We start from the raw sequence: 20,881 nt of genomic DNA, 5'->3' as shown, positions 1-20,881 counted from the left end.
TTACGAGAACCATCAAACCAGACAAACTGGACGCATGTTCAGGAATCGCGAGATTCGACCCCCGCACGTCAGAAAGATCTCACTGCACCCGATAGGTTTCGCTGCGGACAGGATCCACCAACCGCCGCATGACCTCGTACGCGCGGTCCGGATCCGTGTACGGCGGAATCATCATCAAAACGAGTTGACGACCATAGATATCGTCGAGATACATCAAATCGTGGGGCTGGCCAGGGTACGGACCCCGCACTTCCAGTCCGTCGACCTCGTCGATACGACGCTGCGCGCTGCTGATCGTGTTCCAGTCGAACGCAACCCGCGCGATCGGCCCCAACCTCAACGAAAGTGCGGATATCAGATCGTGAAGCTCCGCCGTGACGTTCGTGGTCCACGGGAACCACGCGCCGTCAACCGATGCCTTGACGGCACCTTGCCCACGAAGCAGGAATCGCGGAGTCCGCGTCGGCGACGGGAAAGGTTGCCCGACATGGCGCTGCGGCGCTTCCATTGCATAGTCGAGAGTGCTGATGTGCGCCATGACGAGGCTCCTTGACGGAGCATTCGTGGAACCGTCAGGCAGAGGTGCCCGGTCGTGGGTTCCATACCTTCAGACTACTCCGCTACGCAATCCCGACTACGCATCGACGGAAATGATCACGCCGGTGTCGCCGTACGGGAACGGACCATTACCGATGTGACCAAGGGTGTTGAAGAATTTCGAAATAGGCACCATCACACCGTATTTCGCTTTGACTTTGCTGCGGATCTCGTCGAATTCAGCTCCACCGCTCACCAACTGAGCGGTCCCGGTGACCGGCGACGCACCGTCGGCAACCTTTCCGCGGTTGTTGCACGGCACCACGGTGACGCGTGGGTTGTTTCGCAGCCGCTTGGCCTTACCCGATTTCGAGGAAGTCCAGAAGCCGATACGTCCGTCAGGCAGAGGCACGACCCACGTCGGCGTGGCTACGCCGTCACCGCTCTTACGGAATGTGGTGACCGAGATCGTCTTCTCTTCGCCCAGGGACATGAAACGAGCGTATGCCTCCACAACCTCCACGACCATGCACGCGAATGAATTTTCTCTACCCCAGGAGTTTCAAAACGGACAATTATCCGGACGAAGGTGAACAACAGGTGCCGAGTGGTGGAAATGTCGCGGAACGACCACGTCTGAGGTCGATTTGAGGCCCGGAGGTGTTGGAACATGACTTCTCGTGAATGCGGAACTCATCGTTCTCCTCGTCGTCGTCGTAACCGCTCTGGGGTTCGACTTCACCAACGGTTTTCATGACACTGGCAACGCTATGGCCACGTCGATTGCAACCGGCGCCCTCAAGCCCAAGGTGGCAGTCGCTCTGTCTGCTTCCTTGAACCTGGTCGGAGCTTTCCTCTCGGTAGAGGTTGCTGCCACCGTGGCCAAGGGCGTGGTGAACCTCGGAAATGTGGGTGGCCAAGCGCTGCTCACCATCGTCTTCGCCGGCCTTGTCGGCGGCATCATCTGGAACCTGGCAACGTGGTTGCTCGGCATCCCCTCGAGTTCCTCACACGCACTGTTCGGCGGCCTGATCGGCGCCGCCATCGCGTCCCTCGGCATGAGCGGTGTCGCCTGGAGCGGCGTCCTCAGCAAGGTTGTCATCCCCGCAGTTCTCGCTCCCGTCGTGGCCGGCTTGGTTGCCGCGGCCGGCACCTGGCTCATCTACCGCATCACCTCCAACGTCGGAGAAGAAACCAAGGACAAAGGTTTCCGACTCGGCCAGATCGGTTCGGCTTCACTCGTTTCCCTCGCACACGGCACCAACGACGCTCAGAAGACCATGGGCGTCATCTTCCTCGCCCTGGTCGCCCACGGAACCATTTCCGCCGACGCGGACATGCCGTTCTGGGTCAAGCTCACCTGTGCGCTCGCGATCGCTGCCGGAACCTACCTCGGCGGTTGGCGAGTCATCCGCACTCTCGGCAAGGGACTTGTCGAGATTGCCGCACCACAAGGCATGGCAGCCGAAGCATCCTCTGCTGCAATCATTCTCACCTCCAGCCACCTCGGCCTTCCGCTCTCCACCACCCATGTGGCGACGGGTTCCATCATGGGAACCGGTCTGGGACGCAAGGGCGCCGAAGTTCGTTGGGGTGTAGCCGGACGTATGGCGGTCGCCTGGTTGATCACTCTTCCGTCCGCTGCAATCGTCGGCGCTCTGTGCTGGGGACTGGCCAACATCGTCGGCGGCCTGCCCGGTGTCCTGGTCGTCTTCGCCGTGCTCATCGCGTTGGCCGGCTGGATGTACCTGCGCTCCCGCAAGGAGCCCATCGATCCGAGCAACGTCAACGCCGAGTGGGACGGCGGCCTGGTGCCTGCAGAGGTCCCCGGTCCGGACGCCCGCGTCACCACCGACGCCAAAGCCTGAAAGAGGGAATCGACATGGATATCTTGAAAAACACCGTCGACTCGCTCTGGCAGGTCGTACTGGTCGGCCTCCTGCTGGGCGCCGGACTACCGGCGATCTTCGCAATCGGCCTGAAGTCGCTCGACGCCGGACAACGTGGCAGTGGCGGCGGGAGCACTGCCGTCGCGGCTCGCAGTCCGTTGGCCGTGGCAGGCGCAGTGGTGTGCTTCGCGGTCGTGCTCATCGCGATCGTCACCGGAATCCTCTTCATCATGCAGGGCTTCCTCAGCCACACATTCGGCATCGAGATCTTCTGATCCCGTGCGCCCTCACGAGCGGAAAGACATCACCGTGACTGCACCGACTCCATCCCTTCCTCAATCCATTCTTGACTGGCTTCGCGCCGGCTACCCCGAAGGCATACCGCCCAAGGACCGCATTCCGCTGGTCGCATTGCTACGACGCAAACTCTCGGACGCGCAAATTCGAGACATTGCCATCGGCGCTGCACTCGCAGAACTGAGCGACGTCAACAGCGACCAGGTGATCTCGAGCGACGAGATCAGCGCTCAGATCGCCGATCTGACGAGCCAGACTCCCTCGGACGAGGACATCGCGCGCGTTGCCTCCGTCCTTGCTGCCGCCGGGTGGCCCCTCGCTGATCTCGACAACCACTGAAGCTCGATTCGTTGAGTCTTCCACCACTTCTGGCTTCGATACTCGGCTGGCTGCGTGCCGGGTATCCGAACGGTGTGCCGGAGCAGGACTACGTCCCTTTGATGGCCCTGCTCCGGCGACAACTGTCCGACGACGAGATCGCCGTTCTTGCTGACGATCTCGTCGCCGGCTTTCCGCTTCCGGTCGATCCGATCGACTTTCCCGGTTCGGTCGATCCGATCGACATCGGCGTCCTCATCACCAAGGTCACCGACGATATTCCGCACGAATCGGACGTCGCTCGGGTGCGTGAACACTTGATTCGTGGAGGTTGGCAAATCGAGGCGCAACCTCCGGTCGACGACGCCTGACGGCATTACGGTAAATCAGACCAGTTTGATAACGAACCGGTAACGGTGCCGTCGAGGTCAATACAGACCACTTAGTGTCATAAGGAATTCCGCGCCTCGGGGGGCTCGGTCGGATTTCGGTGTGCAAGCACCTTTGGGGCGGGAGTGATACATGCACGAGGCTCAAACAGATTTGGCGAAGAACCCAGATATTTCGAACCCGGATCTTTCGAGAAACCGCATTTCGAAACGAATCAAGCGTCGGATCCTGGGCCTCGCCGCGACAGCACTCGCACTCCCCCTGACCGCAGGCCTGATCAGCGGATCGGTAGCGACCGCAGCGCCCGCGCGTACCGCCCCGGCCGGTGGCTACGAGGAAGTGTTCGTAGACTCGTCGATGGGACCGATCAAGGTTCAGATCCAGTGGGCTTCGCGCGGCGGCAACGCGGCGCTCTATCTTCTCGATGGCCTACGAGCACGCGACGACCGAAACGCATGGAGTTTCGAGACCAACGCTCTCGAGCAGTATCGTGGCGACAACGTCACGCTGGTCATGCCGGTCGGCGGGCAGTCCAGCTTTTACTCGGACTGGTATGCGAACAGCAATTTGAATCGCCAGCCGGTCACGTACAAATGGGAAACCTTCCTCACCCAGGAACTTCCCGCCTATCTGGAATCGCGCGGCGTCTCCCGAACCAACAACGGCGTGCTCGGACTGTCCATGGGTGGCAGCGCGGCACTGACGCTAGCCGCCTACCACCGCGATCAGTTCAAGTTCGCCGGTTCGCTCTCGGGATACCTCAACATCTCAGCTCCAGGCATGCGTGAGGCGATCCGGGTGGCCATGGTCAGCGCCGGGTCCTTCAATGTCGATGCAATGTGGGGACCGCCGTGGAACCCCGCTTGGCTCCGCAACGATCCCTTCGTGTTTGCACCCGAACTGGCTGGGCTCTCGCTGTACATCTCCGCCGCGAGCGGCCTACCCGGCCAGTTCGATCAACCGCGTCGACCCGTCGACTTCGTGAATACCGGTAGCGCCATCGGCCTCGAGGCCCTGGCCCTGATGAACTCACGGGCATTCCAGCTGCGCATGAACTCCCTGGGAATTCCGGCGACGTACAGCTTCCCGGCCAACGGCACTCATTCGTGGCCGTACTGGGGTGCAGAACTGTGGAAGGCCCGAGGCCAGATCCTCGACACCCTGAACGCTTGGTGAACTGACAACGACTCGATCACCGACAACCGCAGGCCCCGACCGATATTCGTTCGGGGCCTGCGTCGTTCGAATTCAGAGCGCGGCAAAGAGATCCACAGTATTGCCGTCGGGATCGAGAAGAACGGCGTAACGCTGCCCCCATACGGCGTCGAAGGGCGCCTTGTGCCCTGGGAAGTCGGCTGTCATGCGCTGATACGCCTCGTCTACTGCGGCGGGAGTCCCGAAATCGAAGGCCAAAGCGACGGGGTGTCGACCTTCCCCGACAGCGAAGTCCGGATCGAAGCTCGCGATGGTGGACAGCGCGTCCCAGGCCAGCCGAAGCCCACCGTCGAAAGTGAACTCCACATGCGGAGCGTCAGCGGGTGTTTCCGGAATGTCGAGCCCGAGGGTTCGGTAGAACGCGAGGGAACGCGCGAGATCGTTGGTGACGATTCCGACGAGATCGAGTCTCGGAGAGACGGACACGGTATTTCTCCTGTTTCGGGTCGAGAAGTGATCGGCGAGTGTGTGACGATGATCTGATGACCGGCACTGACACCCTCGCTCTCGACGGTAGTCGGACGGTAGCGTCGAGTCTTGAACAAAACGGCCACACCTATGTCGAGACTCGGATCACCGGTTCGGCCGGCCTCTTCAGTTGCACGTGGAAAAGCACCAGCGAAGCCCATACGCCCACGGAAGCAAAGCGGATTCTTCCCGATCTCTGCGCCGACTTCATCGTCGACAGCACCGGAAAGTCGTGGCTCGTCGGACCTGCCACCGGTGCCGATCTGGTTTCGGTCGCCGCCGGTACAACCATGTGGGGCATCCGGATCAATCCACCGGCTCTGCGGAGCCTGCTCGGCACAGCTGCCGACGCGGTGCAGGATTCGAAGATCGCCATCGACGACATCCTCACTTCCAGACAAGCGCGGGTACTTGCCGACGCCCTGCGCCACGAGGCAGTCGACGCACACCTACTGGGCCAGTTGTGGCGCGGACTGGAACCCGACCACGGAATCGAGCGTGGTTACTCCGCGCTCATCTCCTCCCCTTCCACGCCGATACGAGAGATTGCTGCAGACCTCGGTGTTTCCGAACGTCATTTCAGACGATCGATCACGTCAGCGGTCGGGCTGTCCCCCAAACTGATTCAGAAGGTGCAACGAATGCAGGACGTGTTGACTCTCAGCCGCGGCGCAAAACTCACGCTGTCGTCGCTGGCCGGTCGCGCCGGCTACGCCGACCAAGCCCACCTCGCACGCGATACGCGTGCACTGGCAGGTCTGACACCGACTCAGCTACTGCGCGAGCACCGGTAACGATGAGCGAAGATCTGTTCGCCGCCCTCGATCACCTGGCTGCCACGTCAGCTGTCGTGATCGATCGCCCCCGAGGGTCGGCACACCCGCGGTACCCCGATGCGATCTATCCGCTCGACTACGGCTATCTCGACGGCACGGTCAGCGCGGACGGCGACGGGATCGATCTGTTCCGAGGCTCGGCCGTCGGCAACGGTGTTGTCGCCGTGGCCGTTGTTGCCGACATCGTCAAGAAGGACGTGGAAGTCAAGATCCTTCTCGAATGTACTGCGTCTGAAATCGACACTGCCACAGCATTTCTCCGCGACGTTCTAGGTCTCGGTGCCACTGTCTTGCGGCGCGCCGTCAGCTGAGTTCGTCGAATCGCGGAACAAGATGCTCCGCAACCCACTTCGCTTCCTCGATCAGAGGCCAACCTGCCAGGATCAGTGCAGTCAAACCGGTTCGGCTGCGAAGCGTGCGTACCGAGTCCGTGATCGAATCCGGATCGCCGACGTAGTACACGGCCGATGACCCGGTGCCGAAGATGTCGAGGGGTGACCACGCCGTGATACCCGCGTACAGCCCGTCACCGACGTACAACTCCTCCGGTTCCGGAAGTCGGCCGGAGGCAATCTTGTCCGCCCAACCCTGCCGCTGAGCGTCGCGGGCGGTGAAGGTCTTGAGGTCTTGCTTCCCCTGAGTACGACGACGCACTGCGTTGTCCAAGACATGAGCGATCTGCTCGACGCCCGTCTTCTCGAACAACGAACGGAACCGGTCGTGCGCCTGCGCCTTGGTGGGGCGAACGATCACACCGGTGAGCGCACCGAAGTCGGTGAACTCGCGCCCGGCTGCCTCCGCCGCCGCCCGTGCGGCAGAGAATTTGTCTTCGATGAACGAAGTCTCGCGCAACATCGCCAAGTAGGTGTCGAGCACCTTGCCTGAATTCGCCAGGCCTGCAGGCGAATCACCGGTACCCCACAGCGGAACCTGATGCCCAGCGGGCGCATCGATACGCAGTGGCGTGTTGGGAAAGTTCGACTCCGTGCCTTCGGCGTAGATGCGGCGGAAGTCCGCCCAGTACTGCTCCCCCAACTCGTAACGCTCGTCGTGGGGCACGTTCATGTCGTACTTGGTCAGGATGTTCTCGCGTCCGTTGACCGAGTTGATCAACAGTCGGCCGCCGCTGAAGGCGTCGAAAGTCAATGCCTTCTCCGCCAGCAGTCGCGCCGGCGTCATGTTCGCGTAGACGGCGACGAGGAACTTCATGCGCGTGGTGTGCGCTGCCGCCCACGTCGCCGAGATGAACGGATCGTTCGGCCAGGTGGCAACAAGCGCACCTTCGAATCCGCCGTCGTCGATGGTCTTCGCGAGCTCGATCTGCCTGGCCCCGTCCACGGGGAACAGCCCACCGGGGCTCCACGGGTAGTCCCCGTCGGCCTGGGTGAGATACCAGAATGTCTTGATGCCCATCAGTTCTGCACTCCAGCCGGCAGGTCGAACGATTCGATTCGGGCACGCGAACGGATGGTGTCCGCATTCACGCTGTAGAGCGCGTCGAGGTATGCGACCGCGAAAGAACCGGGGCCCGAGGCATTTTCCTCGGCGATCTCCGATGCCACGGCAACATGCGTGTGCGCGGCAACCAATCCGTCCAGCGCGGTCGACGTGACGGCGAGGTAGGCGGCGACAAGACCGCCCAGAGAGCAACCGGTACTGGTCACGCGCGGCAACAGCGCGCTGCCACCGGAGACTCGGATGCCCTGGGTGTCACCGCCCGCATCGCGGCCGACGATGTAGTCGACCGGTCCGGATGCCGACACGGCATCCGCATGCTTCAAGAGTGACAGAGCGGCGGGCACCGCGTCGGCGGAATCGGAGGCACTGTCGACGCCGCGGGTGTCACCGCCGAGTCCGGCCAGAGCGATGATCTCCGATGCGTTCCCGCGGATGGCGCTGGGGTGAAAGCGCAGCAGATCCACAGCGATACCGCTCCGCCAGGGTAGTCCGCCGACACCGACGGGATCCAAAACCCATGGCGTACCGGCAGTTCGGGCCGCTTCTGCTGCTATCAGGAAAGCTTCGGCTGTCCCGTCGTCCGGCGTTCCGAGGTTGACGAGCACTCCCCCGGCGATGGCAGCGAACCCACCCGCTTCGTGGACGTTGTCGATGTGAGCGTTGCTTGCGCCGGCGGCGAGCAGAACATTGGTCAAGAAGTTCGCAGAAACGATGTTGGTCAGCGACTGGACGAGCGGTACCTGATCGCGGAGTGCGTCGATCGCCGACGCGACGGTTTCGACAGAGACAGTGTCAGACATGAGAATTCCTTCAGAACGGGAGGTACTTGAGGACTGCGGCGATTCAGGACCGCGGACATCGAACATCCGCAAGCGCGCCGCCGGGCTCACCGCCGACAACCATCGGCAAAGTCGGATCTGCAGTCCATTCCTCCAACGAACCGTCGTAGACCTTGACGTCCTCATAGCCGCCGCGGATCAGTGCGAGTGCTGTCAGGCACGCCGAAACTCCACCGCCGCAATAGATCACGACAGGTTCAGCGACGGGTGGTAGAACGTCAGCAGATTTCGACCGAACATCGTCCGCCGGAAGCATCCGGGCATCGGCGTCGAGAAGACCCTTCGCAGACAGATTCACACTTGACGGAATATGTCCGCGTCGCGAATATCGCGTCTTCTCCGTTCCCTCGTACTGCTCAGGCGCCAGCGCGCACACCAGCGTTCCGGCTTCTTCTCCTGCGGACAGTGAGGCAACGCGAGGTAGATCGACCCACAGGCCAAGGTCCGTCACACTCCAACGCTTCGACGCCGACGTGTGGGTGACGTCGTCGCCGCTCGCGAGGGCGAAGCCGCATCGAGTCCATTCGGCGAGGCCACCGTCGAGGACCCTTGCTTCGATGCCGGCGTTGCGAAACACCCACCAGAGCCGTGATGCCCAAGTGGTCGAACCCTGGTCGTAGATCACGATTGTCGCACCCGGTTCGATACCACTGGATTGGAGATCGGACATCAACTGCTCCGTTGACGGGCGTGTGAAATGCAGCGCCGCTTCCCTTTCGGAAAAGACGTCCATGAGGTCGACGTGTCGGGAACCCGGGATGTGCGAGGAAACCCAGCCGTCGTACCCGGACTCCGGGCGATAGTCGCCGTCGAATCGCGCGGGAGGAAAATGAACCGTCGCGTCGAGCACAGCGACGCCTCCCTCGCGCAGCATCGCGTCGAGTTCAGCAGCACTCACCAGCGGCGACGCGGTCTCTCCAGCCACTTCGGACCCTCTCCCTCGGAAACGAACAAGCACGAACCTAAATGAGTACTAGCGTATACGCAAGTACTCACTCGTCGCCGATGGCATAATCGAACGCGCTCTACTTGCATGCACAGGAATGAGGACACATGGATCTCGACGCCGATACGAGCACCACCGATCTGCTGGTGCCGGAGGCTGCGCTGGGCCGGTCCGATCAGACCTCGCGGCAGTACCTGCGCCTGCGAGCCGACATCCTGGCCGGCAAGTTCCCCCAGGGCTCTCCGCTGCACGAGACTCAATTGTGCGAATCGTACGGCGCATCGCGTACCCCGATCCGCGAGGCACTCAACTGGCTCGCGCACGACGGTCTACTCGAACGAGCCGCCCGCGGTTTTCGTGTCCGTTCCGGCACACCCGAGGACGTCATCGAAATCTACGCAGCGCGGGTTGCCCTCGAATCGGAAGCCGCCGGCGCCGCCGCACTCCGCCACAGCGATCTCGACCTTGCCCGCCTGGACGGATTGCACGAGTTCTGCTGCACTGCAACAGAAGGCACCGAGGTTCGTGCCGGAAACTTCAAGTTTCACGAGGCCCTCTGGCAGGCCGCCCACAATTCCACGATCACCTCATTGCTGATCCGCCTCACCACCCAATTGCGAATCTACGACAGCGGCCCGCCGTCGAACTACGGCGAACCTGACCTGCTCAATTCGGAGCATCAAGAGATCCTGAACGCCATCCGCGCCCGGGACGAATCGTCCGCACGTGGTCACATGCGCAACCATCTCGAGCGCAGCCGCGACCAACGAATAAGGATGTTCGCCAGCCGCTGACTTCAGACAGCCCCGAGTTCTGCACACTGACGCCTGCGCCGCCGTCGCTCAGACGGGGAGCGTGCCGGTGTCGACGTCGTACACGCTCTCGGCCGGGCTCGACATCACTCGATCCGCCATCTCCTGCTTGAGCTCTGTCAGCCGTGACTCGTCTTCGGCCGTCCGGTCGGACTTACGGGACAGAGTAATGAACTCGTCGACGACGAACCCCTCCCGAACAGTCAGCGTGACGCTCGCGCCGCGATAGGTGATCCGAAATACATACAGCGCGAGCGTATTTCCACGTTCACGCCTGGCCAAGGAACTGTCAACGGTGTACCGCCCTTCGGTCACCGCGCGCGTGACCAACTCGAACGCATCGCGCACTCCTGGTCCGCCGTGTGCGGTGGTGACGACCAGCTCGCGACGCTCGACGGAGCCTTCCCCGCCGAGCACACCGAGAGCGCGCTCGAGAACCTTGTAGGCATGCGCCACGCCGCCCGGGGCCTGCGGACCGTGATAGCGGAGGGCGTCCTCGTACGTGAAGTCGAGCATCGTCCCGTGATCGGTCACGGTGAGCGTGGTGGCCATGATGGGCGTCCTTGCCGGTCAGTGCTGGCGGTCGATCGGATTGATCCGCGAGACGATGAGCGGATCGATCGGAGTGAAAGGGAAGTGCGGCAGCTCCCGCTCCGGAACGCCGAACGAGGCCGAGAGAACGCTGCGCGAGAACGCGGAAGCCGTTGCACGGTAGCCTATGTCGCCCGGTGTCGGCTGGTCGAAGAAGATGAGGAAATTGATGTCCTCGTCGCCTAGAACCTCGATATGATGGGGATAGGCACGCGGAACGAAATACACCTGACCGGGCTCCAGCAGGTAGGTGTCGAGCGAACCGTCCGGATCGAGGACCGTCATCCGCCCGTGACCACGATGCACGTATCCCATTTCGGCAGTGACGGGATGCCAGTGTGGCTCACGCATTCCACTCTCGCGAATAGTCAACGAGTACATCGAAAGATCCTCCAGCGCCGCCCAATACTGCTTTCGCGCCACTTTCGCCTGTCCGTACGGATATGCGAGAGGCGCGATCTGGCCTTCGAGATCGAAGAGATGCGCGTTGGGAAGGCCGGCGGTATCGGAACGACGGCGGCGCCGTCCCGCCGAACTATCTGGGACGCATCGGCTCTACCGAAGACGTCGAAGGCCGATGCGGCGAGATCGTACGTATTGCCGAGCACCGCGTTCGACATTGCGCTGACGCTACTCTGCAACGAAAAGTGCTGCGGCAGAGAAGTACGCAGGGCGGCGATGATCTCCGCCTCCTCCTCTCCGACATTCTCGATGTGATAAATCGCGCCGGATTCGACGTGATACATCTGCCCCGCTCGCACCACGAAACTGGCGAACTCGTCAGCATTGCCCAACATCGAGACGAGCACGGTTCCGCTGGTGACGTAGGCGATCTGGTTCGCGTTGACGTTCCATTGTGGTTCACGGATCGCGCCGGGACCGAGAACAATTCGTTTGATCGACAGACCGGACAGGATCGGCAACGAACTCGTGTCGAGCTGCGAGATCGACCCGAGTTCGTTCTCGAAGACACTGGGGCCATTGCGTAGTGAGGCAACGTGTGTAGACATGGCAATTTTATCCTTCCCACTCTGGTCCTTTCGACTCCGCTCCCTTCCGCCTCGCTGACGTCAGTCCTCGATGAACGCGAGAATGTCCTGGTCCAGTGTCTTCTGATATGAGCCGTAGATACCGTGAGGTGCGCCCGGATACACCTTCAGCGTGCCCTTCTTCACCAGCTTGATCGCCTTCTCGGCCGCTGCGCCGATCGGCACGATCTGATCGTCGTCGCCCTGAGCGATGAGGAACGGAACGTCGATGGCTTCGAGATCGGAGGTCTGGTCCGTCTCCGAGAATGCCTTGACGCAGTCGTAGGCCGCGGCGAGGTTGACCAACATACCTTGCCGCCAGAAGTCGTCCTTCGCCCCTTGCGAGACGTCGGCACCTTCGCGGTTCGCGCCGTAAAAGCTCTCGCTGAGATCCTTGTAGAACTGCGATCGGTCTCGCAGAACTCCCTCACGGATGCCGTCGAAGACCTCGATCGGTGTGCCTTCGGGGTTGCCGTCCGACTTGACCATGATCGGCGGTACGGCGCCGGCGGTGATCACCTTGGCCACGCGCCCTTTGCCGTGCTGCGCCGCGTACCGGACCACTTCCCCGCCGCCGGTCGAATGGCCAACCAGGACCAGGTCTTTCAGGTCGAGTGTGTCGATCAGCTCAGCCAGGTCCTTGGCATATGTATCCATGTCGTTGCCGGTGTACGTCTTCGACGAGCGACCGTGTCCTCGACGATCGTGCGCGATAGTCCGGTACCCGGCGTCGGCGAACAACTTCATCTCGACCTGCCACGCGTCAGAACTCAGCGGCCACCCGTGGCTGAGGACGATCGGCCGGCCGACGCCGTGCTCGGTGTAGTAGATCTCGGTTCCGTCTGAGGTGGTGATGTAGGGCATGCTCTGCTCTTCTCTGTCGAGTCGTGGACTGAGATCCGGACACGGTGCCCGGTTTCCTCACTCTGCGAGTGCCCACTACGGGGGCAGTCGACTCATCGATCGACAGAAATGTGCGTGGGGGCAGAAGACTCCGGCCCGACACCACGAAGCGTCGTGCCGGGCCGGAGCCTTCAGTCAAAGGGAAACGATCAGTAATCGTCCTCCGTGTAGACGATCATCCCGCGCAGATTCTTTCCTTCGAGCATGTCGGCGTACCCCTCGTTGATCTCCTCGAGCTTGTAAGTCTTGGTCACCAACTCGTCGAGTTTGAGTGCGCCGCTTCGGTAGTGATCGAGCAACTTGGGAATCTGGGACCGTGGCCCTACCCCGCCGAAGATGGCTCCCTGCAAACGCTTCTGCAGAAGGGTCAGCTCGAAGAGGCTGAGCGTCACCTGCGAATCTGCGTAATGCCCCATTCCGACGACCACGACCTGGCCACCCTTGCCCGTCGCGCTGAGCGCGGGCTGAATGATGTCGCCGTGAATCTCGCCCACGGTGATCACGGTGACGTCGGCCATCTTGCCCCAGGTGATCTCGCCGATCACCGGTAGCGCTTCCTCGAGGGAGGCAAAAGTGTGTGTGGCGCCGAATTCCTTTGCCTTGTCGCGCTTGAACTCGACGGGATCGATCGCGATCACAAATCGTGCTCCGGCGGACGCCGCACCCTGCACCGAGTTGATTCCGACGCCGCCGACGCCGACGACCACCACCGTGTCGCCGACCTTGGCTCCACCGATCGCGGTGGCCGATCCCCAACCGGTGGCAACACCGCAGCCGAGCAAGGCCGCCTTGTCGAGCGGGATGTCCTTCTCGATCTTGATCACCGACGCCTCGTTGACGGTCACGTACGGCGAAAATGTTCCGAGCAGGCACATCTGGATGACCGGCTCGTCGTCGAGGGTGACGCGGTACGTCTTGTCGGAGATCGCCTGCCCGGTCAACAGGCCGGCTCCCTCGTCGCAGATGTTCTGCAGACCCTTCGCGCAAGACGGACAACGTCCGCACGCCGGGATGAAGGCGAGAACCACGTGGTCGCCTTCTTCGACGCTCGCGACACCCGGTCCGACCTTCGTCACCACTCCGGCGCCTTCGTGCCCGCCCAGGGCCGGGTAGAAGGGCAGCGGGCTGGCGCCCGTACGCAAATGTTCGTCCGAATGGCACAGCCCCGATGCGGCGAGTCGGACCTGCACCTCACCCGAGACCGGGTCCCCCAGCTCGACCTCTTCGATCTCCCACGCCTGACCTGGCGCCTTGACTACCGCTGCCTTGACCTTCACCTGCACTCCTCGAAATTCTTCGTGATGCACGGACGACGAAAGAACGCGCCGGCATTTGTGTCGCCGATCACACTCCATGTACGAGTGTGCCTGAAGTAGCCCGAGAATACCGTCGGTCCGTGTGCCTTTTTGGTAGTGGGCACTACCAAAAAGGCGCACGGCTAACATGGACACAGTGGCCAAGGGAACTCGCAAGACCAGAACTCGCAGCAGTACTCCCGAGCGAGGCGAGTCCGGTCCCGTCGCCGGCACTTTTCCGATCGATACCGGGACGTGCGAACTAGTCCGCGATCAGTACTCCGACGACAGCTGGATCATCCAGATCAACGGAGTGCCCAGTTCCCACGTGAACGTCGCGGATCCCACGGTGCTCGATTTCGAGTACATGCGGTGGATCGCTCATCTGGTCGATTCCGAACGTGACAAGGCCGAGCGCCTGCGGGTGCTTCATCTCGGCGGTGGCGCCTGCTCCATGGCCAGATACTTCGCCGCCACGTACCCTGACGCGCGTCAGGTGGTGGTCGAAATCGACGGTGCTCTGGCGGAACTCGTACGCGATTGGTTCGACCTCCCGCGCGCGCCTCTTCTGCGCATCCGCGTCGGAGAAGCCCGCGCCGTCACCGAAACTCTCACCGAGTCCACCCGGGACATCGTGATTCGAGATGTCTTCGCCGGCAGCACAACTCCGACACCACTGACGACGGCGCAATTCACCACCCACGTACGACGCGTGCTCGCACCGGGCGGCATCTACATCGTCAACTGCGGCGACACCCCGGATCTCCAGGGCGCGCGCAGCGAGGCCGCAACCATCGGCGCACAGTTCGAACACATGGCGATCATCGCCGATCCCGCGATGCTCAAGGGCCGCCGCTACGGCAACATGATCATCGCGGGCAGCGACGTACCGATCGGCGGGCAACCCGCGCTCGCGCGCGAGCTACTCGGCGGCGGAGTTCCCGCCCACGTGTGGCAGGACGCCGAAGTCCGCAAGTTCGCCGCGAATGCGCCGGTTCGCCAAGACTGAGCAAAAACGCTACTCCCCGCCGAAGACCCTCTCCACCACTGCTTTTGCCCGACGCGTGATGCGCAGGTAATTGTCGAGGAATTCCCCTGCGTCGTCGCCGTATCCAGCGACCTGCGCCACCGCCGCGAGAACACGGCCCGGGCCGGGAAGCTGATCGGTCGGCTTCCCCCGCACCAGAACGAGGCAGTTGCGTGCCTTCGTCGCGGTGATCCAGGCGTCACGCAGCAGTTCGACGTCACCTTCGCTGAGCAGTTCCGCGGCGCCGATGGCGTCGAGAGTCTCGAGGGTCGACGTGTTGTGCAGCGACTCGATCTTGTCGGCGTGGCGCAGCTGCAGCAATTGCACAGTCCACTCGATGTCGGCCAAGCCGCCGCGACCCAGTTTGGTGTGCGTCGCCGGATCGGCTCCGCGAGGAAGCCTTTCGGAATCGACTCGCGCCTTGATGCGCCGGATCTCGCGCACCGCCGCGTCACTGACGCCGCCTTCGGGGTAGCGCGTCTTGTCGATCATGTGCAGGAACCGCAGTCCCAGTTCAGGATCACCGGCAACCGGGTGCGCACGAAGCAGCGCTTGAATCTCCCACGCCTGAGCCCACTTCGCGTAGTACGCGTCGTACGACTCGAGCGTGCGAACCATCGGTCCGTTGCGGCCTTCCGGACGCAATCCGGTGTCGACTTCGAGCGGAGGATCCGTGCTCGGTGCCCCGAGAAGCTTGCGCACCTTGTCGGCAATGCTGTTGGCCCACTTGACCGCAACGGTCTCGTCGACGCCCTCGCGGGGTTCGCACACGAACAGCACGTCCGCATCGGATCCGTAGCCGAGTTCGCCACCGCCGAGTCGGCCCATGCCGATGACGGAGAAACTGGCCGGCGCCTCGGTCCCGAGTTCGGTGACGCTGGCCTTGATCACCGCGGAGAGCGATGCATTGAGCACCGCGGCCCACACCGAGGACAGCGCCTTGCAGACTGCAGGAACATCGAGCATGCCGAGGATGTCGGCCGACGCGATTCGCGCAAGTTCGTGTCGCCGCAACGAGCGGGCCGCAGCAACAGCACGATTGGGATCACTGTGTCGGCCGGAGGCGGTGAGGATTCCGCGAGCGACGTCCTCGGGCTTCGGCTCGACAAGGCGCGGTCCACTCGGCGAATCCGCGAACAAGCGAATCACGTCGGGAGCCTTGATGAGCAGGTCGGGTAGGTACGCCGACGAGCCCAGCACGGTCATCAGACGCTCGGCCACCGCAGCCTCGTCGCGGAGCAGGCGCAGGAACCACGTCTGGTCGACGAGCGCGTCCGAGAGCCTGCGGTAAGCGAGCAGACCTGCATCGGGATCCGGTGTGTCCGCGAGTGATTCGAGCAGAGTCGGCAACAGGAGCGCTTGAATGCGACCCTTGCGTGAAGCGCCACTCGTCAGCGCCGTCAGATGTCCGAGAGCATGCTCGGGTGCCGTGTAACCGAGAGCGGCCAACTGGCGAACCGCGGCTTCTGGCCCCAGGACCAGTGCTTCCTTGTCCATCCGCGCCACCGATTCGAGAAGCGGGCGGTAGAACAACTTGGCGTGCAGGCGGCGAATCCGATGCGAATTCCGCTTGATCTCGGCGCGCAGGACTCCCAGGGAATCCAGACGACCGTCGGGTCGCATGTGCGCGGCGCGGGCCAGCCAACGCAGCGCTTCCTCGTCGTCCGGCGGCGGCAGGGTGTGTGTGCGCTTGAGCTTCTGCAACTGCAGACGGTGCTCGAGCAGACGCAGGAATTCGTACGACGCAGTCAGGTTGGCGGCGTCGTCGCGGCCGACGTATCCACCCGCCGCCAATGCAGTCAGTGCATCGACGGTGCTCTGGACATGCAACGAACTGTCGGCGCGCCCGTGCACCAATTGCAGGAGTTGGACGGCGAATTCGACGTCGCGCAAACTTCCGCGGCCGAGTTTGAGTTCACGCTCACGCAGTTCGGGGGGAACCATTTCCTCGACGCGTCGACGCATGGCCTGGACTTCGGGGACGAAGTCCTCGCGCTCGGAGGCGATCCACACCATCGGGCTCATCGCCTCGGAGTACTGGCGACCGAGCTCCATGTCGCCGGTCATCGGACGAGCCTTGAGCAGTGCCTGGAACTCCCAGGTCTTGGCCCAGCGCTTGTAGTACGTGATGTGGGATTCGAGGGAGCGAACCAATTCTCCGCGCTTGCCTTCGGGCCGCAGCGCAGCATCGACCTCGAAGAATGCGGAGGTACCGATACGCATCATCTCACCGGCAACGCGACTGGCCGTCGCATCGGCCGGTTCGGCGACGAACACCACGTCGACGTCGGAGACGTAGTTCAGCTCGCGCGCACCACATTTGCCCATGGCGATCACGGCGAGCCGGATCGGACAGCTGCCCTCGGGACACACCGTTGCGATGGCCACCGCAAGTGCAGCGGTCAGCGCGGCGTCGGCCAGATCGGAAAGCTGGTGCCCCACAGTCTGATACGGAACTACGGGTTCGTTCTCGACGGTCGCCGCAAGATCAGCCGCAGCCAGCAGCATCAGCTGGTCCTTGTAGCTCTTACGCAGAGCAACAACAGCTTCCGGCCCGGTCACCGTGGCGCGGTAGGTCAGGGAACCTTCGGTGGCACCCTCGTCGACAGTTGCACCCACGACCTCCAGCAAGGCTGCAGTCGCCTCGTCCTTGGTCGGCAGAGCGGTGCCGTCGAGCAGTTTCCAGCCGATCGGATCCGCGGCCAGGTGGTCGCCGAAGGCCGACGACGCACCCACCAGTGCGAACAAACGGCCGCGCAGGCTCTTGTCCTTGCGCAGGACCTGATCGAGTTCGCGCCACCCGTCGCCGAGCCCGTCCTTGATCCGCACAAGGGTGCGCAGAGCGAGGTCGGCGTTCGCGGCACGCGACAGCGACCACAAGAGTTCGATGCTCTCGGCGTCGACCCAACCGAGCTGACGCAACTCGTCGGCAGCGGTGGGCTCGACCAGCCCGAGTCGACCCGGTCCTGGAACTGCTGATCTCGCAGCGGGCGGTTTCACCGTCACAGACCGAGGTAGGTCTTGAGCTCGAACGGCGTCACGTGGCTGCGGTATTCCTCCCACTCACGACGCTTGTTGCGCAGGAAGAAATCGAAGACGTGCTCGCCGAGTGCTTCGGCCACGAGCTCCGACTTCTCCATCTCGCGCAGAGCGCTGTCCAAGTTGCTCGGCAGTTCCTTGTAACCCATGGCGCGGCGCTCGGCGGAGGTCAACGACCACACGTCGTCTTCTGCCTCGGGCGGCAAGGTGTAGCCCTTCTCGATGCCGCGAAGACCGGCAGCAAGCAGGACCGCGAAAGTCAGGTACGGGTTGCAAGCCGAGTCTGGGCTACGGATCTCGACGCGGCGCGAGGACGCCTTGTTGGGCGTGTACATCGGGACGCGAATGAGAGCCGATCGGTTGGACGGGCCCCACGACGCAGCAGTGGGTGCCTCTCCCCCGTGGACGAGTCGCTTGTACGAGTTGACCCACTGGTTCGTGACCGCACTGATCTCGTTGGCGTGCTCGAGGATGCCGGCGATGAACGCCTTGCCGGTCTCGGAGAGCTGCATCGGATCGTCCGGATTGTGGAAGGCGTTGGTGTCGCCCTCGAACAGGCTCATGTGGGTGTGCATCGCGGAGCCGGCCTGATCGCTGAACGGCTTGGGCATGAAGCTCGCCCGGACGCCTTCACCGATCGCGACCTCCTTGACGACGTACCGGAACGTCATCACGTTGTCGGCCATCGAGAGTGCGTCGGCGTAGCGCAGATCGATCTCCTGCTGACCCGGCGCGGCCTCGTGGTGGCTGAACTCGACCGAGATGCCCATCGACTCGAGTGCGTCGATGGCGTGGCGGCGGAAATTCGGAGCCGAATCGTGCACGGCCTGGTCGAAGTATCCGCCCGAGTCGGCCGGGATCGGTGGAGTGCCGTCGATCGGGCCGTTCTCCAGAAGGAAGAACTCGATTTCCGGGTGGACGTAGCAGCTGAAGCCCAAGTCGCTGGCCTTGCTCAGCTGGCGACGCAGTACGTGGCGCGGATCGGCCCACGACGGCGAACCATCGGGCATCGTGATGTCGCAGAACATGCGAGCGGAATGCTGCGCACCGTCCTTGTGCGCCCACGGCAGGATCTGGAATGTCGAGGCGTCGGGCCGAGCGACGGTGTCGGCTTCGGAGACTCGAGAGAATCCCTCGATGGCGGAACCGTCGAATCCGATTCCCTCCTCGAAGGCGCCTTCGAGTTCGGCGGGGGCGATCGCCACCGATTTGAGGTACCCGAGAACATCGGTGAACCACAAGCGGACAAACCGAATGTCGCGCTCTTCCAGGGTACGAAGCACGAATTCTTTTTGGCGATCCATGCACGCGAGACTAAGCAAGCCACGTTAAATCTGTGTTACATCAGTGGTCCCGGTTAGCAGAGTGATTGGTCACCATCGAATAGGCGCAGCGTACGGCGTCGCGCCGGTTAACATGTCAGACCCTCTTCCGGAGCCTTCAAGTAAACGAAGTAGTCGACGACGGCATCGTCGACGCAGGAGTTTCCGTCCAGAACCACCGTGTGTTGGGTTCCGTCGAACGTGATCAGAGCAGCGCCCAACTGCTTCGCGAGATCCACTCCGGCCTGATACGGGGTCGCCGGATCCTGCGTCGTGGACACGACGACCAGCTGCGGCAGACCGGCGTCAGCGAGCGCCTGGGGGTCGAGCGCGTGAGGGCTGCCGGTAGCCGGAACGGGCCAGAACGCGCACAGGTCGAGCGGCGCTTGACCCGTCCCGCGGCCGTCGTCGAGGAACGGCGCCGCCTCGCGGTACCGAGTGTCGGATTCGCCGGCCTCGGCGCGGTCGGTGGTTGCCGGATCGTCCACGCAGCGAATGGCGTTGAACGCGTCGTTGATGTTGGAGTAGCTGCCGTCATCCTCACGGCCTTCGTACATGTCGGCGAGATTGAGCAGCGAGTCGCCGCGTCCGTCGGCCAGACTCGACAGACCCCCACGCAGCGGCGTCCACAACTGTGGCGAGTACAGAGCTTGCTGCACGCCCGTGATCGCGTCGGAATAACTCAGCCCGCGCGGATCGGTGGTCTGTGCCGGCTTCTCGATCAACGGATCGACGAGTGCCTGAAAGCGTGCCTGCGCCTGCGCCGGATCATCACCCAGCGGGCAATCCGTTCGCGAGACACAGTCGGCGACAAAGGCGTCGAACGCGCCTTGGAAGCCCTGCCCCTGCAAGACCACTTCGTCGACCGGATCCTGCTCGGGGTCGAGCGCGCCGTCGAGGACCATCGCTCGGACGTTCTGCGGAAAGGTTTCCGCGTACGTGGATCCGAGCCGGGTCCCGTACGAGAACCCGAGGTAGTTCATCTTCGGATCGCCGAGAACGCCCCGAATGACGTCCATATCTCGCACCACCTCGTAGGTACCGACATGAGCGAGGAACTCCGTACCGGTCCGCTCAGCGCACTTGGCGGCGTAGTCCTTGCTGTCCGCCTCGGCGAGAGCGATGCCCTCCGGCGTCATGTCGACGTTGACCTCCGCACGCTCCGCGTCGGTCTCCTCCGGCGTCAAACACCGAACCTGCGGGGTCGACGCCCCGATCCCCCGCGGATCGAAGCCGATCATGTCGAAACGTTCCTGCAATTCGGTGCCCGAACCCGAGGTCGCCATCGACAGCCCGGACCCACCCGGCCCGCCGGGGTTCAGCAACAGTGAGCCGATGCGGTCGCCGGTTGCCTTCGAACGCGAGATCACCACCTTCGCGGTGTCGCCGTTCGGATTCGCGTAGTCGACGGGAACGCTCACCTCGGCGCAGTCGATCCCACGCCCCAGCGGCGCAGTTCCTTCTTCGACAAATTGGTCGCACGAACCCCAGTCGAGCGTCTGCTCGTAGAATTTCTCGAGGCCGGACGGCACCGCGGACGCGGCAGAACCAGCAGGTTCCACTGATTCGGGCGTGCCTTCCGAATTGGTGCAACCGACAACCAACACGAGCACTGCTGCGCTTCCGGCGAGGGCACCGGAGAGGCGAACGAACTTCGACATGCCATCGATG

The 20,881-nt window shown here is 62.9% G+C and carries 21 protein-coding genes and 1 pseudogene; 9 read left to right on the top strand and 13 right to left on the bottom strand.

Annotation, left to right across the window (positions count from 1 at the left end; translation table 11 throughout):
- Positions 1–79 precede the first annotated feature (79 nt).
- Together YH3_RS24090 and YH3_RS24085 are read right to left on the bottom strand one after the other, a co-directional pair.
- On the bottom strand, positions 80–538 hold the full coding sequence (locus YH3_RS24090; protein WP_042921868.1) for a DUF5994 family protein: 459 nt from the start codon (positions 536–538) through the stop codon (positions 80–82).
- A 96-nt stretch (positions 539–634) separates the two neighbouring features.
- Positions 635–1,030 (bottom strand): PPOX class F420-dependent oxidoreductase, encoded by a 396-nt coding sequence (locus tag YH3_RS24085; RefSeq protein WP_042445944.1) that lies wholly within the window; start codon positions 1,028–1,030, stop codon positions 635–637.
- Positions 1,031–1,217: 187 nt separating this feature from the next.
- Here YH3_RS24085 and YH3_RS24080 point away from each other — a divergent pair, with 187 nt between their 5' ends.
- The 5 genes from YH3_RS24080 (at position 1,218) to YH3_RS24060 (ending at position 4,607) form a co-directional block, all read left to right on the top strand.
- Positions 1,218–2,405, top strand: coding sequence for an inorganic phosphate transporter (locus YH3_RS24080; RefSeq protein WP_064444136.1), 1,188 nt, complete (start codon positions 1,218–1,220; stop codon positions 2,403–2,405).
- 14 nt (positions 2,406–2,419) lie between these two features.
- The gene (locus tag YH3_RS24075) at positions 2,420–2,701 is read left to right on the top strand and encodes a hypothetical protein (RefSeq protein WP_003941641.1); all 282 of its coding nucleotides are present in this window, start codon (positions 2,420–2,422) and stop codon (positions 2,699–2,701) included.
- A gap of 34 nt (positions 2,702–2,735) precedes the next feature.
- A complete protein-coding gene (locus YH3_RS24070) occupies positions 2,736–3,062 on the top strand; it encodes a DUF3349 domain-containing protein (RefSeq protein ID WP_003941653.1) in 327 nt (108 codons plus the stop codon).
- Between the two features lie 11 nt (positions 3,063–3,073).
- Entirely contained in the window at positions 3,074–3,412 is a 339-nt protein-coding gene (locus YH3_RS24065) for a DUF3349 domain-containing protein (RefSeq protein WP_003941618.1), read from the top strand.
- Between the two features lie 151 nt (positions 3,413–3,563).
- On the top strand, positions 3,564–4,607 hold the full coding sequence (locus YH3_RS24060; RefSeq protein WP_193777185.1) for an alpha/beta hydrolase family protein: 1,044 nt from the start codon (positions 3,564–3,566) through the stop codon (positions 4,605–4,607).
- 72 nt (positions 4,608–4,679) lie between these two features.
- Here YH3_RS24060 and YH3_RS24055 read toward each other — a convergent pair whose 3' ends face one another.
- Entirely contained in the window at positions 4,680–5,072 is a 393-nt protein-coding gene (locus YH3_RS24055) for a VOC family protein (protein WP_003941628.1), read from the bottom strand.
- 56 nt (positions 5,073–5,128) lie between these two features.
- Here YH3_RS24055 and YH3_RS24050 point away from each other — a divergent pair, with 56 nt between their 5' ends.
- Positions 5,129–5,908 carry an AraC family transcriptional regulator gene (locus YH3_RS24050; protein ID WP_238592686.1) on the top strand — a complete coding sequence of 260 codons (780 nt, stop codon included), beginning with the start codon at positions 5,129–5,131 and terminating at the stop codon, positions 5,906–5,908.
- A gap of 2 nt (positions 5,909–5,910) precedes the next feature.
- A complete protein-coding gene (locus YH3_RS24045; RefSeq protein ID WP_042921879.1) occupies positions 5,911–6,261 on the top strand; it encodes an inorganic pyrophosphatase in 351 nt (116 codons plus the stop codon).
- On the opposite strand, the gene YH3_RS24040 is transcribed toward YH3_RS24045, so the two are convergent.
- From YH3_RS24040 to YH3_RS24030, 3 genes are read right to left on the bottom strand one after another with little or no spacing between them, the layout of a single operon-like run.
- Positions 6,254–7,363, bottom strand: a complete 1,110-nt coding sequence (locus tag YH3_RS24040; protein WP_007735443.1) for an LLM class flavin-dependent oxidoreductase — start codon at positions 7,361–7,363, stop codon at positions 6,254–6,256. The genes YH3_RS24045 and YH3_RS24040 overlap by 8 nt on opposite strands.
- On the bottom strand, positions 7,363–8,208 hold the full coding sequence (gene thiM / locus YH3_RS24035; protein WP_054186673.1) for a hydroxyethylthiazole kinase: 846 nt from the start codon (positions 8,206–8,208) through the stop codon (positions 7,363–7,365). Before thiM ends, YH3_RS24040 begins: the two co-directional genes overlap by 1 nt.
- Positions 8,209–8,251: 43 nt before the next feature.
- A complete protein-coding gene (locus YH3_RS24030; protein WP_073512201.1) occupies positions 8,252–9,172 on the bottom strand; it encodes a sulfurtransferase in 921 nt (306 codons plus the stop codon).
- 128 nt (positions 9,173–9,300) lie between these two features.
- Between YH3_RS24030 and YH3_RS24025 the strand changes: the two genes are divergently transcribed.
- Entirely contained in the window at positions 9,301–9,987 is a 687-nt protein-coding gene (locus YH3_RS24025; RefSeq protein ID WP_003941581.1) for a GntR family transcriptional regulator, read from the top strand.
- 48 nt (positions 9,988–10,035) lie between these two features.
- Here the strand turns inward: YH3_RS24025 and YH3_RS24020 are convergent, their stop codons facing one another.
- From YH3_RS24020 to YH3_RS24005, 4 genes and pseudogenes are all read right to left on the bottom strand, one after another.
- Positions 10,036–10,557, bottom strand: coding sequence for a hypothetical protein (locus tag YH3_RS24020; RefSeq protein WP_042445775.1), 522 nt, complete (start codon positions 10,555–10,557; stop codon positions 10,036–10,038).
- An 18-nt stretch (positions 10,558–10,575) separates the two neighbouring features.
- Positions 10,576–11,606, bottom strand: a pseudogene (locus YH3_RS24015) (cupin domain-containing protein).
- A gap of 60 nt (positions 11,607–11,666) precedes the next feature.
- The gene (locus YH3_RS24010; RefSeq protein WP_003941629.1) at positions 11,667–12,488 is read right to left on the bottom strand and encodes an alpha/beta fold hydrolase; all 822 of its coding nucleotides are present in this window, start codon (positions 12,486–12,488) and stop codon (positions 11,667–11,669) included.
- A 188-nt stretch (positions 12,489–12,676) separates the two neighbouring features.
- On the bottom strand, positions 12,677–13,804 hold the full coding sequence (locus tag YH3_RS24005; protein ID WP_003941634.1) for an NDMA-dependent alcohol dehydrogenase: 1,128 nt from the start codon (positions 13,802–13,804) through the stop codon (positions 12,677–12,679).
- A 166-nt stretch (positions 13,805–13,970) separates the two neighbouring features.
- Here YH3_RS24005 and YH3_RS24000 point away from each other — a divergent pair, with 166 nt between their 5' ends.
- Positions 13,971–14,831 carry a spermidine synthase gene (locus tag YH3_RS24000; protein ID WP_007735449.1) on the top strand — a complete coding sequence of 287 codons (861 nt, stop codon included), beginning with the start codon at positions 13,971–13,973 and terminating at the stop codon, positions 14,829–14,831.
- A gap of 9 nt (positions 14,832–14,840) precedes the next feature.
- Here YH3_RS24000 and YH3_RS23995 read toward each other — a convergent pair whose 3' ends face one another.
- From YH3_RS23995 to YH3_RS23985, 3 genes are all read right to left on the bottom strand, one after another.
- Positions 14,841–17,855 carry a bifunctional [glutamine synthetase] adenylyltransferase/[glutamine synthetase]-adenylyl-L-tyrosine phosphorylase gene (locus YH3_RS23995; protein ID WP_030537556.1) on the bottom strand — a complete coding sequence of 1,005 codons (3,015 nt, stop codon included), beginning with the start codon at positions 17,853–17,855 and terminating at the stop codon, positions 14,841–14,843.
- Positions 17,852–19,192: a glutamine synthetase family protein gene (locus YH3_RS23990; protein ID WP_003941637.1), complete on the bottom strand. Its 1,341-nt coding sequence runs from the start codon at positions 19,190–19,192 to the stop codon at positions 17,852–17,854. The genes YH3_RS23995 and YH3_RS23990 overlap by 4 nt, the downstream gene beginning before the upstream one ends.
- A 107-nt stretch (positions 19,193–19,299) precedes the next feature.
- Positions 19,300–20,871: an alpha/beta hydrolase gene (locus YH3_RS23985; RefSeq protein WP_064444134.1), complete on the bottom strand. Its 1,572-nt coding sequence runs from the start codon at positions 20,869–20,871 to the stop codon at positions 19,300–19,302.
- Positions 20,872–20,881: the final 10 nt, after the last annotated feature.

The organism is Rhodococcus sp. YH3-3, assembly GCF_001653035.1.
GTDB classification, from domain to species: Bacteria; Actinomycetota; Actinomycetes; order Mycobacteriales; family Mycobacteriaceae; genus Rhodococcus_F; species Rhodococcus_F qingshengii.
The sequence above is the reverse complement of the archived record's forward strand: the minus strand, read 5'-3'. Positions and strand labels throughout refer to the sequence as shown.

Excerpts from the sequence above, each read along its gene's own strand:
- YH3_RS24090 (WP_042921868.1), bottom strand. The coding sequence starts at position 538 with ATGGCGCACATCAGCACTCTCGACTATGCAATGGAAGCGCCGCAGCGC.
- YH3_RS24085 (WP_042445944.1), bottom strand. The coding sequence starts at position 1,030 with ATGTCCCTGGGCGAAGAGAAGACGATCTCGGTCACCACATTCCGTAAG.
- YH3_RS24075 (WP_003941641.1), top strand. The coding sequence starts at position 2,420 with ATGGATATCTTGAAAAACACCGTCGACTCGCTCTGGCAGGTCGTACTG.
- YH3_RS24060 (WP_193777185.1), top strand. The coding sequence starts at position 3,564 with ATGCACGAGGCTCAAACAGATTTGGCGAAGAACCCAGATATTTCGAAC.
- YH3_RS24050 (WP_238592686.1), top strand. The coding sequence starts at position 5,129 with ATGACCGGCACTGACACCCTCGCTCTCGACGGTAGTCGGACGGTAGCG.
- YH3_RS24045 (WP_042921879.1), top strand. The coding sequence starts at position 5,911 with ATGAGCGAAGATCTGTTCGCCGCCCTCGATCACCTGGCTGCCACGTCA.
- YH3_RS24040 (WP_007735443.1), bottom strand. The coding sequence starts at position 7,363 with ATGGGCATCAAGACATTCTGGTATCTCACCCAGGCCGACGGGGACTAC.
- thiM (WP_054186673.1), bottom strand. The coding sequence starts at position 8,208 with ATGTCTGACACTGTCTCTGTCGAAACCGTCGCGTCGGCGATCGACGCA.
- YH3_RS24025 (WP_003941581.1), top strand. The coding sequence starts at position 9,301 with ATGGATCTCGACGCCGATACGAGCACCACCGATCTGCTGGTGCCGGAG.
- YH3_RS24020 (WP_042445775.1), bottom strand. The coding sequence starts at position 10,557 with ATGGCCACCACGCTCACCGTGACCGATCACGGGACGATGCTCGACTTC.
- YH3_RS24010 (WP_003941629.1), bottom strand. The coding sequence starts at position 12,488 with ATGCCCTACATCACCACCTCAGACGGAACCGAGATCTACTACACCGAG.
- YH3_RS24000 (WP_007735449.1), top strand. The coding sequence starts at position 13,971 with ATGGACACAGTGGCCAAGGGAACTCGCAAGACCAGAACTCGCAGCAGT.
- YH3_RS23990 (WP_003941637.1), bottom strand. The coding sequence starts at position 19,192 with ATGGATCGCCAAAAAGAATTCGTGCTTCGTACCCTGGAAGAGCGCGAC.
- YH3_RS23985 (WP_064444134.1), bottom strand. The coding sequence starts at position 20,871 with ATGTCGAAGTTCGTTCGCCTCTCCGGTGCCCTCGCCGGAAGCGCAGCA.